A 12,383-nucleotide genomic window follows, 5' to 3' on the forward strand; every position below is an offset into this window, starting at 1 on the left:
AGGTCAAAAAACAACCACTCCCTGGGCGAGTATGCTGTTCGCTGCGTTCTGTAGGCCCTGCCTCGTAGTATGGCCGCGTAACCGATTGGCTGTCCCGTACAGAAGTGCGGAGTGTGATGTCCACAAACGGAGAAGGTTTTCAGAAGGAGTTGATGTATGGACAAGCTGCTGGGGAGTTTTAGTGTACGCGCTCGACTGTTTGCTTTGGTTGGAATCGTCATGTTTGGGATGATTTCACTGCAGGTGTTGAGTCTCAAAGAGATGTGGTTCGACCTTAATAAAACCAAGGAAACCGAACTGACGACATTGATCGACACAGCCTATTCGCTGATCGATCGGCAAGAGAAGCTGGTTGCGATCGGTGCCAAGAGTCAAACTGAAGGAATAGAAGAGGCGCTAGCGGATCTGCGCTCGTTACGCTATGCCGGGAATGAGTATTTTTTTGTACTGGATACTAGTCATCGTATGCTCATGCATCCTATCAAGCCTGCACTGGAGGGTAAGGATATCTCCGGGCTCACTGATGCCGAGGGTAACGCTTTCCTCAAGAATATGGTCGACAACGCCGTGCGAGATGGCGACAGTTTCACTCACTACCAGTGGCCACGACAGGGGCAGGAGGGTAACTTTCCCAAGCTCTCCTACGCACGATTTCACAGTGACTGGGGGTGGGTCGTAGGCACCGGCGTGTATATTGATGACCTGGAAGCTGTTTTTTGGAGTGAAGTAAAGATCGCCACGGGTTATCTATTGGTTTGCCTGCTGGTCGCCCTGGGGACAGCTGTGCTGATCAGCCGTAGTATTGTCCGGCCGGTGGAAAAACTGAGCGAAACAATGCGCGCAGCAGCGGCCAACAGCGACTTAACCTTGCGCACGGCCGTTGACAGCCGTGATGAGTTTGGCCAGATGTCCCGTGCCTTTGACGGCATGATGGAGCGCTTCAATACCATGATCCTGGAGATGATCGCTGCGATCAGCCAGGTCTCCTCGGCGGCGACCGAACTCTCTGCGACCACTGAACAGACCAGCGCGGGCATGGCGGTGCAGGAGCAGGAAACCACTATGGTGGCGACCGCGATGAGCCAGATGAATGCCACCGTGCACGAAGTGGCGAAAAATATATCCGAAGCAGCCCGTGCTTCCCGCGAGGGGGCGGATGCGGCGATCGAAGGTCGCAGCGTGGTGGATCACAATGTACGGGTCGTTCAGCAACTCGCCGAGCGGCTGAATGATACCTCCGAAATCACCCAAAACCTGAAAAACGAAAGTGAAAGCATCGGCACCATCCTCGAGGTGATCAACGGTATCGCCGAGCAGACCAACCTGTTAGCGCTTAACGCCGCGATCGAAGCCGCCCGCGCGGGTGAGCAGGGCAGGGGGTTTGCCGTGGTTGCCGATGAGGTCCGTACCCTGTCGCAACGAACTAGTGAATCCACCAACGAAATCTATGAGGTGATCAAGCGTTTACAGGACGGTGCCCAGAATGCGGCCCAGGCGATGTTGCAGAGCCGTGACGAGGCAGCAAACGCAGCCCGGGAAGCGGGTCGTGCCGGAGACGCGTTGCAGACCATCACCAATGAGATCGAGCAGGTCGATGCGATGACCGCGCAGATTGCCAGTGCCTCGGAGGAGCAATCCTCGGTGGCCGAAGAGATCAGCCGCAATATCGATAACATCAGTCATATCACCGAGGAGAGTACCCAGGGCACCCAACAGATCGCCCGGGCCAGCGAGGAGTTGGCTGTGCTGTCCGAGCATCTGCAGGAGGTCTCCGGGCGATTCACTGTGCACAGTTAAGCTATAAGCGATCGACCCTGTCCGTTGGTGATAATGATGACCGTCGGGCAGGCTTTTTTGTGTGCTTGGGGTAGGCTTGCCTCTGAAGGCGCAAAGTAGATCGCATCGCAAGCGGGTAAGGCAGTAGTCTACTTCCAGTCCTGAAGCCCGTAGCGTTGCAGTATGGTGTGGAGTTCTCCATTGGCGCGCATTGTGCGTATACCCTCATCAAGTATGTCAGCGTAGGTTTGTGATGTGGGCAGATGGGGCGAAAACGCATGGTAGATATAGGCCACGTCACCGATGTGATCGTCGCCGGCAGAGATGATCTCATCCATCATACCTGCTTGCTTTGCGCTCCAGCGGATAGCGGCCGCGGTATCTACCACTACATCGATACGACCCAGAACCAGCTTGTTAATGTTTCTTTCCAAGGGACGGTCGCCGTGGATCGTGGCTATGTTGGAGGGTTTTTTAGCCATAAATTCTCGAAACCAGTCGCGATAATCGTATCCGGCAACGACTCCAATGCGGACGCTGTTCAATGAATCGATACCAGTAAACTTCCAGTCCGAATCCTTTTTTACATAGAAGCTCAGGCGGTTTCGGTTTAGCTCCTCTTCGGGGAAAACGAAGCCTTGCGCATCGCTACGGGAAGCTCCAATCACCGCGTTGTAGTGACCCTCCCGGGTTTCAGCAACTGCTCTCGTCCAGGGTAGGTTGCGATAGATAACCTTGTACCCCTGGGGCTCGAAAACAGCGCGGGCGACATCCACCATGTAACCTTCCATTTCGCTGTTGGGGACGCCATTAAAAGGAGCCCACTCATCGGCGACAAAGGTAATGGTTTTATCGTCTGGGTGCGCCAGCGCCGGAAACAGCAGTAAAGCCCATACGAGTGTACGCAGGGTGCCGCATAGGCCGGTTCGTCCCTTCAGGTTTTTTCTTGCATTCATCTCCCGCTCCCTGGATGCCACCCTGGGATAGTTTAGTCGCAGATTTTAGCAGTAGCCACTTTGTATGGGCAGGCTTGTTCGACAACGTCCTAGGGGTTGAAGCTTGTTTTTTAGCTAACAAACGCCGGGGGTTCAGGGCAAACCACAGTGCAGTGTCAGGGCGCCCCCTGGCGCCAATGTCCGTAGAATATTGTCGGCAGGTTTTTTAGTTCACATGGGGTAGAATTGAGCGTAACCGACGGAATGAAACAGGGCGCACAGACTCGATGGAGCAGGAATTTTTTACCACCCGTGAACTGGCAGAGTTGCTGCGTATTCGCGAGCGCAAGGTTTATGATCTGGTGGCGACTGGCGAGGTGCCTTGCACCCGTGCCACGGGAAAGCTGTTGTTTCCCCGGGCCGGGGTAATGCAATGGATCGCTAGCAAGGAGGAGGGGGGAGCATCGCTACAACCCAACGCTTTGGTCTCGGACCGGTCCAAGCCGCGCAGCGCGGTGGTTCTTGGCAGCCATGACCCGCTGCTGGAGTGGGCGCTGCGGGAATCCGGTGCCGGGCTCGCGATGCTATTTGATTCCAGTCAGGATGGTCTCGATCGTTTCGCGAGACGGGAAGGGGTCGTCACGGGGTTGCATCTGCTCGACGGGGCCAGTCATCAGTGGAACCGTCCCCAGGTTGAGCATCAGTTTGCCAATGAGGCGGTCGTGCTGGTGGAGTTTGCCCGCCGCCAACGGGGTCTAATCGTTGCGCCCGGGGCCGCAAAGACGATCAGTGGGTTGGCGGACCTGAAGCATGAGGTGCTGGTTAGCCGCCAGCCGGGAGCGGGCAGCCAGGCCCTGTTGCTGCAGCTGATCGCCCAGGCAGGCCTGCATACAGACGATTTTATACTGGGTGATATTGCGCGTAGCGAAGCGGATGCCGCGATGCTGGTCAGCAACGGCAATGCTGCCGGAGCACTGGGACTGCAGAGTTTGGCCCACCAGTATCGGTTGGATTTTGTCCCCCTGCTGGAGGAGCGTTACGATCTGCTGGTGGACCGCAAAGCCTGGTTTGATGAGCCTTTACAGCGCTTTTTTGGTTTCTGCCAGAGTGACCGCTTCCGGCACAAAGCGAATGAGTATCAGGGGTACGATGTGAGCGAATGCGGTCGGGTCTGGTTTAACAGTTCCTGTTAGGACAAAACCCCATCGCTCGGGGCAGGGCCCTATCAGGTCGCAAGTACGCAAGGATATGGGCTCAATCCCTTTATTTGCGCCGCCTGTAGCGGTCGCGCCGGGGTCCTGTTTCGGGTATGCTTGCGCCCTTTCCCCTTCCTGTGCGCTACTCTTCGGTAGTGGCGCGCAAATCACCGAGTAAATTTCAATGAATGCCTTCTCCTCCCTGGGCCTGTGTGGCCCCCTCGTCCAGGCGCTTAGCGACCAGGGGTACACAACCCCGTCACCGGTTCAGCGCAAAGCCATACCTCATATACTCAAAGGCAAGGACGTGCTCGCAGCGGCCCAGACCGGTACCGGTAAAACGGCAAGTTTTGCGCTTCCGATCCTGCAACGTTTGTCGGAATCCTCCCCTGCCGGGGCGGGTGTGCGAGCGCTGGTGTTGGCGCCGACCCGCGAATTGGCAGCTCAGGTTGCCGAGCGCATTACGGCCTATGGCAGCGGTCTAAGCCTTCGCGCGGCGGTGGTTTACGGGGGGGTGGATATGGAGCCCCAGATCGCCCAGCTTAAAAAGGGCGTGGATGTGCTGGTGGCAACGCCCGGGCGCTTGCTGGATCTGTTGCATAAGCGCGAGCTAACTCTGGGGGGAGTAGAGACCCTGGTGTTGGATGAGGCCGATCGCATGCTGGATCTTGGTTTTATCGATGCGGTACGCAAGATCATTGCGCAGCTTCCCGCCAAACGCCAGAACCTGCTGTTTTCGGCGACCTTCGCTCCCGCCGTAGTAGAGCTATCGAACGGCTTGTTGGTTGACCCGGTTCGGGTTGAGGTGAGTCCGGCTAACAGTGCTGCCGAACTGGTGCAGCAATCGGTGTATGAGGTGGACTGGGACGACAAGCCCGATACCGTACGCTATCTCATCGAAGAGGGGCGCTGGTCGCGGGCACTGGTGTTTATTCGTACCAAAAAGAGCGCCGATGATCTGGTGGCCTATCTGGTGCAGGAGGGGGTCGCGGCCGCTGCGATTCACAGTAACAAAAGCCAGATTTTGCGCACCCGAACCCTGGACGCCTTTAAACAGGGAGAGGTGCGGGTACTGGTCGCTACCGATATTGCCTCCCGTGGCCTTGATATCGCTGAACTGCCGCTGGTGATCAACTATGACCTGCCCCGGGTTGCGCAGGATTACGTGCACCGCATCGGTCGTAGCGGCCGGGCCGGTGCCGAGGGGCGCGCCATGTCCCTGCTCAGTACCTCTGAGCGTAAGTGGCTGGAAGGTATCGAGCAGCTGTTGAAACGCCCCCTGACTCCAGAGCCTTTGCCGTTTTATGATAATGGCGTCGAGCAACCCGTGGATCTGTCATCGGCGAATGCGCTGGGTATCGCCGGTAAAAAAACGATTAAGACGGTGGTTCGCAAATCCTTCAAACAGAAGCGAAATGCACCCCGTAAACCGGATGCGAAAAAGGGTCGGGTGGCGACCAAAAAACCTCGCGCCAGGGCGGGCCAATCTTCGAGTCGAAAGCCATCCAGGGGCGTCAAGGGTACTGTGGAGGGTTCAACCCCATCCAAAGCCCAGTCTCCTGCTGCAGCACCAAATAAAAGCAACGCGGCGCGGCCTGCTAAACCTCGGCGCCCATCCCCCTGGGGGCATTCAGATTAATCCCTTGAGCCGTGGATAGTATCGAGATAAAGCCGGACTGATCTGGCCAACTTTCGATTTAACAATACATCGACCTAACAGAGCCGATTTCACCAAAACTATTTGGGGTATGGCTCCGTTAAACTTTATTGATAGAGAGAGGAAATAACATGCAAAACGAAAAAAACAGAAGCCGCCGCCTTCGCAAAAAATTGTATCTGGGTGAGTTTGCGGTAATGGGGTTTGAGTTTACCTGCCGCATTGATCTTAAGGGTGAATCTGAGTTTGATGCGCTGTTCGATGAGTTGGCTGACCTGATGGGCGAGCGCAACTTGCTGGTGATCGGTGGTGGTAGTGAAGAGAGCTTTGAGGGTTACGTTGTCTCCAGTGAGCGTTACCAGTCCGCTACCGATGAAGACCGCAAGGCCGTAGAGCAGTGGCTCGCTAACCAGTCCTGCATCTCCGATGCTACGGTCAATGAGTTGTCTGACGCTCACTACGGTATGTAGCAGGTCGCCTGCCCCCCCGCGATTCGCCGCAAGGGTATTATGCTACCCTGAAGGGGCCAGCGAGCTTCCCTTAGGGTGGGGCCTGTAACCTGTCAGCAATCGTGGGGGGGGGGTAATATGAAGAAAATGAAGAACGAAGCCGAGCTGATCAAGCAGGCGATCAGTGTCGGTATGAAATACGCTGAGGCGCGGGGCGCGGTTGAATTCGAGGCCACCGACTCGGCCAATGTGAAGGTCGAATACCTCTACCGCTTGTTGGTACACGACAAACTGATTCAACCGCTTCCCGAAGATCAGGTTTCCCAGCCCTCCATGCGGCATAAACTGGCGATATGGATCTCCAAACAAAAGAGTGGATGAACCCGCCCGGAGGGATAAAGTAGACCTCTCTGTTTGGTGGGATGGGACAACTTCTATCTCGGCCAGCAATGTTTATAGCAGGGGGGAGCCCCTGCAGAGGTAGCTAGCGCTTGGCGTTGGCGAAAAACAGCTGCTGACTACCCAGCTGGTAGTCATTGATCGCCTGCTGCCCCTCAGGGCCGGTGAGCCAGTCAATAAATTGCTGGCCCTCTTTGGCCTTGACTCTGGGGTGTTTGGCGGGGTTGACCAGCATCACGCCATACTGGTTGAACAGGTCCCTGTCACCTTCGACCATAACGGCCAGCGATGCCTTGTTTTTAAAGCTGATCCAGGTGCCACGGTCGGTCAGGGTATAGGCTCCCATACCTGCGGCGGCATTGAGGGTTGCGCCCATACCGGAGCCGGTTTCGCGATACCAGCTGCCACTGGCGGATTGGGCATCAATATTGGTGTTGCGCCAAAGGGCTTGCTCCTTCTTGTGGGTGCCGGAGTTGTCGCCGCGAGAGACAAAGAGCGCTTGATGACTGGCAATTTTCTCAAAGGCTGCGCTCGCACTTCTTCCTCCGGCCAATCCAGCGGGGTCATGGGTGGGCCCTACGATGACAAAATCGTTATACATCAGGTCAAATCGCTCCACGCCATAGCCTTCGGCGACGAATTTCTCCTCGGCGGATTTTGCGTGTACCAGCAGTACATCGGCATCGCCATTCATGGCGTTTTTGATGGCTTGTCCGGTACCAACGGCGACCACATTAACGGTGATGCCGGTGCGCTCCTTGAATAGCGGCAATAGCGCGTCATAGAGGCCCGAGTTGGCCGTGGAGGTGGTGGACTGAACCACGATTGATGTGTCTGCGATGACACTGCCACTGAAGATCGAAGCTAACAGAAACCAGGTCAGGTTCAGGGTGCGGGTGAGTACAGGCATTGGTGACGCTCCTGGGGGGCTAGAATCGCAAACGACCGGCGAGATAGTCGCGCGCCGCCTGGGACTGGGGTTGATCAAAAAAAAGGCTGGCCGGTGTCTGTTCCGCGATTCGACCCTGATCGACAAAAATGACTTCGTCGGCAAGGCGGCGAGCCTGGCCAACGTCGTGGGTAACAAAAACGATGCGCATACCGGTATTGGAGCAGCGCTGCACAATGGCCTCAATCGCAGCGGTAGAGGCAGGGTCAAGGCTGGCGGTCGGTTCGTCGAGAAACAGGACCTCGGGGTTGAGCGCCAGGGCTCGAGCCAGCGCCAGACGTTGCTGTTCGCCCCCCGAGAGCAGGCGGGCGGGTTGTTCGGCCTGCCCGAGGAGCCCCACGCTGTCGAGCAGCTGATCGATACGTTGATTCAATGGGGCTTTGCTTTGTTTCCCTTCGAGCTTGAGTACGAAACGGATATTGGCCGCCACCGAGCGGCGCAGAAGCACCGGTTTTTGAAACACCATCGCCTGACGGCGCCGGTTAGTGCGATCGAGCCTCAGCTCGCCCCAGTGTACCTGACCACTGGTTGGTTCAATCATGCCGTGAAGTAGCCTGAGCAAGAGGCTTTTGCCGGAGCCGTTGGGCCCCATGATGATGCTAGTGCCGCTGCCTTCGATCCTCAGGTTGACCTGCTGCAGCAGGTGTTTCCCCCGAACCTGGTAGCCGAGATCGGAGACCACTCCCGGCAATAGTCCGCTGTCCGTCGCGAAGGGTGAATAGTCTCCTGCGATATCAAGCATAAGCTTGCCTCGCGGCGCTCAGCCTGAGGGTCATCACCAGGGCGTTGACGGTCAATGCAATCAGTATCAGCACCATGCCCAGCGCCAGCGCCAGCGCCAGGTCGCCCTTGGAGGTCTCCAGTGCAATGGCTGTGGTCATCACCCGGGTAAGGTGGTTTATATTACCCCCCACCATGATGACGGCCCCGACCTCGGCAATGGCACGACCGAAGCCGGCCAGGGCGACGGTTAGCAGGTTGTAGCGCGCGTCCCACAGCAGCGCCAGAGCCTCCGTGCTACGAGGCACCCCGAGAGAGCGGAACTGTTCGGCGTAGTCGTTATGCAGTTGCTCGATCACCTCCCGTGAGAGAGCGGTAACGATGGGGGTGATTAGCAGGGTCTGGGCAATGATCATCGCCGTCGGTGTATACAGCAGTTGGAAAGCGCCAAAGGGACCCGCGTTGGAGAGCATCAGGTAGACCAGCAGTCCCACGACTACAGGAGGTAACCCCATTAGCGCGTTGACCAGCACCAGCAGGGCCGTGCGACCGCGAAAGCGACTGATGGCGATCAGGGCGCCCAGGGGTAATCCCAATAGGCAGGATATCACTACGGCGCTCAGGCTGACCTGCAGGGAGAGCCAGATAATCTCCAACAGGTCGGGATCCCCGGAGAGGGCAAGGGAAAAGGCTAGCTGAAAGGCGTCGCTGAAATCCTGCATTTGGGTATGTGCTTATGCTTTATTATGTCTAATTTACAGATTTTGTTCCTGCGCGCACCAAAAATCAACCCTGCCAAGGGGGTAGGGTTGATCTCAAATGGATATCCGGGTGGGCCGGGACGGCAATAATGAAGCGGGAGCTATGGTGGCCTGACGCCGTGGGACGCCTATTGGGTAAAGGGAGAGCTGCGTTCGAGGAGTCGCTGGCTGGCGCTGTGGTACTCCTGTTGCAGTCGTTTGCACAGAGTTTCGGTGGTGGGCACGTCGTTAATGACCGCCACGCCATGACCCGCCGACCAGACGCTCTTCCAGGCTTTGGCCTCGTCATCGACCGGTTTCAGTTTTTCCCCGTAGTTGACCTCGCCCGGGTTGCTCAGTTGCGCCAGATCGTACCCGGCCTGCTCCAGGCTTTGGCGCATAAAACTTGCGGGAACGCCCGATACTGCGGGGGTATGGATGATATCTCCGGCATCGGCTTCAACCACCATCGCTTTATAGTCGTTCGAGGCCTGGGATTCTCGCGTATTGATAAAACGGGTACCCATATAGGCCATGTCTGCCCCCATGGCTTGGGCCGCCAGTATGTCATCACCTTTCGAGAGAGCCCCAGCCAGTAGCAGGGTGCCGTCGAAGAACTGACGGATTTCGGCGATCAGAGAGAACGGGTTTTGGGTGCCCGCATGGCCCCCGGCCCCCCCCGCTACGGCAATAATGCCGTCAACCCCGGCCTGGGCGGCCTTTTGCGCGTGGCGTCGGTTGGTGACGTCGTGGAACACCAAACCGCCGTAGCTGTGCACCGCATCCACCACCCCGGACACTGCTCCCAGCGAAGTGATCACCAGAGGCACCCGGTGTTTGACGCAGAGTTCCAGGTCGGCCTGCAGTCGCGGGTTGGTGCCGTGGACGATCAGATTGACCCCGTAGGGTGCGATGGGGCGGTCGGGGTGATCCTTCCGAGCCTGCTCCAGTGCACTGTTGATCTCGATCAGCTGCTGTTCGAACGCCTCGCTGGTGCGCAGGTTTAGCGCTGGAAAGGTGCCGACAACGCCCTGCAGGCAGGTTGCCTTGACCAGTTCGCTCCCCGAAACAAGAAACATGGGGGCGCAAACCAGGGGCAGACTGAGGTGGGGTGTCAGGGTGTTGGGAATGGCCATGGTTCGTTCTCCGCTAGAGGTGCGATCCATAGTAGTCGTTGTTTTGATGGTTAAGCAAGCGCTTGCTTGGCTAGCCGGGGTCGGATTCCAGTCCGTTCAAGTGATCGATAAAGAGGGTAAATAACTCCGACTGGGTGGAGGTGTTGAGTCGTGCGTGGATATTCTTTCGATGCACCTTGACGGTGCCGGCGCTGATGCCCAGTAGCTCGGCAATCGCTTTCGATGAAAAGCCCCGTAAAATCAGCCCCGTCACCTCGCGCTCCCGTTGGGTAAGCACCCCGCTGGCAAAGCTGCTCAGCGCCTGTTCCATCGGTCCGGCGGAGCGTTCGTACTGCACATACTCCGACGATTGGCTGAGCCAGAATTGGCGCACCAGCGAGTCGATCAGCGGATAGTGCTGGTTGAGGGCTTTCATCTCGGCACGGGATATGGAGCCGAGTTCTGTTTTGCGTCCGAGGGCAATAGCGCAGGTGATCTGCCCATCGAGGCGGATCGTAAGGTCGATCTCATCGTTGAGGTCGAAATCCTGATAGCAGCTTTGATAGTACTCGGTGGACTCGAACGAATCCGGCATGATTTCGGTCAAGCGCGTAACGCCGGGTCCAAGGCCGCCCTGTATGGCGTTAAACAGCGGGTCCAGCACGTAGGCGCGATCGAGATAATGGCGCAGGGTTTGGCTTTGCTGGTCGGGGTCGGTGGGGTGGATGGTGATCGGCTGAAATGATTCCTTGAACGCGATCATCAAAAAGGTATCGAACCGACAGAGGGTCCCCATGTAGGCTTCCAGGGTGGCGGGGAAGCTGCGCATGCGGTGATGGTCAATCAGGGTTGCCAGATTTTTTTGCCAGCTGTTGTTGACGGAGATAGAGCTCGGTTTGTCGGCCATGGGATCTCGATGCGTGCAACGGCAGGCTGGACCATAGTAGGTGGCCTTGCCGGAATATTTTTGTGTCTCGCATTTTGACCCTGGACCGGTGGAATGAAAAGGGGAAATAGATCAACGCCGCCACGGGCCGGTTATGGCTTGGTAGTTCGCGGCGTTATCTGTCCAGGTAGGGAGGGTTTAAACCCCCAGTTGGTCTCGCAGGTTGTAGTACCATGCGCCCATAGCAGTGAAAGGAATACGGAACATCCGTCCACCGGGGAAGGGAGGCTGGGGCAGTCGGGCGAAGACGTCGAACTGCTCAGCCTGCCCTTGAATGGCGTTGGCGATGAGTCGACCCGCCAGGTGGGTGCAGGTGAGACCGTGGCCGCTGTACCCCTGGGCGTAATAGATGTTGCTGCCGATGCGACCAAACTGTGGCAGGCGCATCAGGGTGAGGAGAAAGTTGCCGGTCCAGGCGTGGTCGATCTTGACGCCCTCAAGTTCGGGGAAGGTCTTGAGCATCTTTGGGCGGATCAGGGATTCTACCTTATGGGGTTCCCGAGCACCGTAGGTGGTGCCGCCGCCATAGATCAGGCGCCCATCACCGGACAGGCGATAATAATCGAGCAGGTAGTTGCAGTCCTCGACGCAGTGGTCACTGGGCAGGAGGCGCTGCTGGAGCCTCTTGCCCAGTGGCTCGGTGGTGATCACCTGAGTGCCGCAGGGCATCGCCTTGTGCTGCAGTTTGGGAATTAACCCGCCCAGATAGGCGTTACCTGCCACCATCACAAAGTCGGCACTGACGCTTCCTGTGGCGGTATGCACTCGGGGCTTGTTTCCCTCCTCCACCCGGATGACCGGCGAGCCTTCGAAGATGACGCCGCCCAGTGACTCCAGTGCGGCGGCTTCGCCCAGCGCCAGATTGAGCGGGTGAATATGACCACCGTTATGGTCGAGCAGGCCCCCGCTGTAGCGTTCGGTACCTACGTGCTGTTGAATACTATCGGCGCTGAGTAGCTCCAGACCGGTGTGGCCGTGGCGCTCCCACAGGGATTTTTTCGCCTCCAGCTCACGCAACTGTTTGGGGTTGCAGGCAGCGAAGATGCCACCGGGCTTGAGATCGCACTGGATGTCGTATTGCTCGATCAGGCGACGCATGATGCGCGCGCCTTCGAAGGCCATCTGGCCCAGTTCGGCACCCGTTTCGGCACCATAGTGGCGCTCGATAAAGTCGATATCCCGACTGTAGCTGTTGACGATCTGGCCGCCGTTACGACCCGATGCGCCGAAACCGATGCGGCTGGCCTCGACGACCACCACCTTGAAGCCGCTTTCGGCCAAATGGAGAGCAGTGGACAGGCCGGTATAGCCAGCGCCGATTACGCAAATGTCGGCGCTGACCTGCCCGTCCAGGGGGGGACGCTGGCGGGTATCGTTAGCCGAAGCGGCGTAGTAGGAGGTAGTGTGGGATACGGGATTCATCGAAAGCTCTCCAGCACCTCGGGCAGTGCCGCTGAGGTGGTAATTTTTATTGTAGGGTCGCCTCTTGAGTATCGGCACG

12 protein-coding genes are annotated in these 12,383 nt (G+C 57.6%); 5 read left to right on the forward strand and 7 right to left on the reverse strand.

What is annotated here, in order from left to right:
- Nucleotides 1-156 precede the first annotated feature (156 nt).
- Nucleotides 157-1,797, forward strand: coding sequence for a methyl-accepting chemotaxis protein (locus ACP3PW_RS12855; RefSeq protein ID WP_426417127.1), 1,641 nt, complete (start codon nt 157-159; stop codon nt 1,795-1,797).
- Nucleotides 1,798-1,925: 128 nt separating this feature from the next.
- Here ACP3PW_RS12855 and ACP3PW_RS12860 read toward each other — a convergent pair whose 3' ends face one another.
- On the reverse strand, nt 1,926-2,732 hold the full coding sequence (locus ACP3PW_RS12860; RefSeq protein WP_426417128.1) for a substrate-binding periplasmic protein: 807 nt from the start codon (nt 2,730-2,732) through the stop codon (nt 1,926-1,928).
- 266 nt (nt 2,733-2,998) lie between these two features.
- Here ACP3PW_RS12860 and ACP3PW_RS12865 point away from each other — a divergent pair, with 266 nt between their 5' ends.
- From ACP3PW_RS12865 to ACP3PW_RS12880, 4 genes are all read left to right on the forward strand, one after another.
- Nucleotides 2,999-3,904, forward strand: a complete 906-nt coding sequence (locus ACP3PW_RS12865; protein ID WP_426417129.1) for a substrate-binding domain-containing protein — start codon at nt 2,999-3,001, stop codon at nt 3,902-3,904.
- Between the two features lie 187 nt (nt 3,905-4,091).
- The gene (locus ACP3PW_RS12870) at nt 4,092-5,546 is read left to right on the forward strand and encodes a DEAD/DEAH box helicase (protein WP_426417130.1); all 1,455 of its coding nucleotides are present in this window, start codon (nt 4,092-4,094) and stop codon (nt 5,544-5,546) included.
- 149 nt (nt 5,547-5,695) lie between these two features.
- Nucleotides 5,696-6,034: a YggL family protein gene (locus ACP3PW_RS12875; protein WP_426417131.1), complete on the forward strand. Its 339-nt coding sequence runs from the start codon at nt 5,696-5,698 to the stop codon at nt 6,032-6,034.
- 117 nt (nt 6,035-6,151) lie between these two features.
- Nucleotides 6,152-6,394 (forward strand): DUF5062 family protein, encoded by a 243-nt coding sequence (locus ACP3PW_RS12880; RefSeq protein WP_426417132.1) that lies wholly within the window; start codon nt 6,152-6,154, stop codon nt 6,392-6,394.
- Between the two features lie 103 nt (nt 6,395-6,497).
- Here the strand turns inward: ACP3PW_RS12880 and ACP3PW_RS12885 are convergent, their stop codons facing one another.
- From ACP3PW_RS12885 to ACP3PW_RS12910, 6 genes are all read right to left on the reverse strand, one after another.
- Entirely contained in the window at nt 6,498-7,322 is an 825-nt protein-coding gene (locus tag ACP3PW_RS12885; protein ID WP_426417133.1) for an extracellular solute-binding protein, read from the reverse strand.
- A 19-nt stretch (nt 7,323-7,341) separates the two neighbouring features.
- Entirely contained in the window at nt 7,342-8,103 is a 762-nt protein-coding gene (locus ACP3PW_RS12890; RefSeq protein WP_426417134.1) for an ATP-binding cassette domain-containing protein, read from the reverse strand.
- Nucleotides 8,096-8,803 carry an ABC transporter permease gene (locus ACP3PW_RS12895; protein WP_426417135.1) on the reverse strand — a complete coding sequence of 236 codons (708 nt, stop codon included), beginning with the start codon at nt 8,801-8,803 and terminating at the stop codon, nt 8,096-8,098. The genes ACP3PW_RS12890 and ACP3PW_RS12895 overlap by 8 nt, the downstream gene beginning before the upstream one ends.
- 167 nt (nt 8,804-8,970) lie before the next feature.
- Entirely contained in the window at nt 8,971-9,957 is a 987-nt protein-coding gene (locus ACP3PW_RS12900) for an NAD(P)H-dependent flavin oxidoreductase (RefSeq protein ID WP_426417136.1), read from the reverse strand.
- 70 nt (nt 9,958-10,027) lie between these two features.
- Nucleotides 10,028-10,843: a response regulator transcription factor gene (locus ACP3PW_RS12905; protein ID WP_426417137.1), complete on the reverse strand. Its 816-nt coding sequence runs from the start codon at nt 10,841-10,843 to the stop codon at nt 10,028-10,030.
- A gap of 177 nt (nt 10,844-11,020) precedes the next feature.
- Nucleotides 11,021-12,304, reverse strand: coding sequence for an NAD(P)/FAD-dependent oxidoreductase (locus tag ACP3PW_RS12910; protein ID WP_426417138.1), 1,284 nt, complete (start codon nt 12,302-12,304; stop codon nt 11,021-11,023).
- Nucleotides 12,305-12,383 lie beyond the last annotated feature (79 nt).

The organism is Aestuariirhabdus sp. LZHN29, assembly GCF_049985285.1.
GTDB lineage: Bacteria > Pseudomonadota > Gammaproteobacteria > Pseudomonadales > Aestuariirhabdaceae > Aestuariirhabdus.

Excerpts from the sequence above, each read along its gene's own strand:
- ACP3PW_RS12855 (WP_426417127.1), top strand. The coding sequence starts at position 157 with ATGGACAAGCTGCTGGGGAGTTTTAGTGTACGCGCTCGACTGTTTGCT.
- ACP3PW_RS12860 (WP_426417128.1), bottom strand. The coding sequence starts at position 2,732 with ATGAATGCAAGAAAAAACCTGAAGGGACGAACCGGCCTATGCGGCACC.
- ACP3PW_RS12865 (WP_426417129.1), top strand. The coding sequence starts at position 2,999 with ATGGAGCAGGAATTTTTTACCACCCGTGAACTGGCAGAGTTGCTGCGT.
- ACP3PW_RS12870 (WP_426417130.1), top strand. The coding sequence starts at position 4,092 with ATGAATGCCTTCTCCTCCCTGGGCCTGTGTGGCCCCCTCGTCCAGGCG.
- ACP3PW_RS12875 (WP_426417131.1), top strand. The coding sequence starts at position 5,696 with ATGCAAAACGAAAAAAACAGAAGCCGCCGCCTTCGCAAAAAATTGTAT.
- ACP3PW_RS12880 (WP_426417132.1), top strand. The coding sequence starts at position 6,152 with ATGAAGAAAATGAAGAACGAAGCCGAGCTGATCAAGCAGGCGATCAGT.
- ACP3PW_RS12885 (WP_426417133.1), bottom strand. The coding sequence starts at position 7,322 with ATGCCTGTACTCACCCGCACCCTGAACCTGACCTGGTTTCTGTTAGCT.
- ACP3PW_RS12890 (WP_426417134.1), bottom strand. The coding sequence starts at position 8,103 with ATGCTTGATATCGCAGGAGACTATTCACCCTTCGCGACGGACAGCGGA.
- ACP3PW_RS12895 (WP_426417135.1), bottom strand. The coding sequence starts at position 8,803 with ATGCAGGATTTCAGCGACGCCTTTCAGCTAGCCTTTTCCCTTGCCCTC.
- ACP3PW_RS12900 (WP_426417136.1), bottom strand. The coding sequence starts at position 9,957 with ATGGCCATTCCCAACACCCTGACACCCCACCTCAGTCTGCCCCTGGTT.
- ACP3PW_RS12905 (WP_426417137.1), bottom strand. The coding sequence starts at position 10,843 with ATGGCCGACAAACCGAGCTCTATCTCCGTCAACAACAGCTGGCAAAAA.
- ACP3PW_RS12910 (WP_426417138.1), bottom strand. The coding sequence starts at position 12,304 with ATGAATCCCGTATCCCACACTACCTCCTACTACGCCGCTTCGGCTAAC.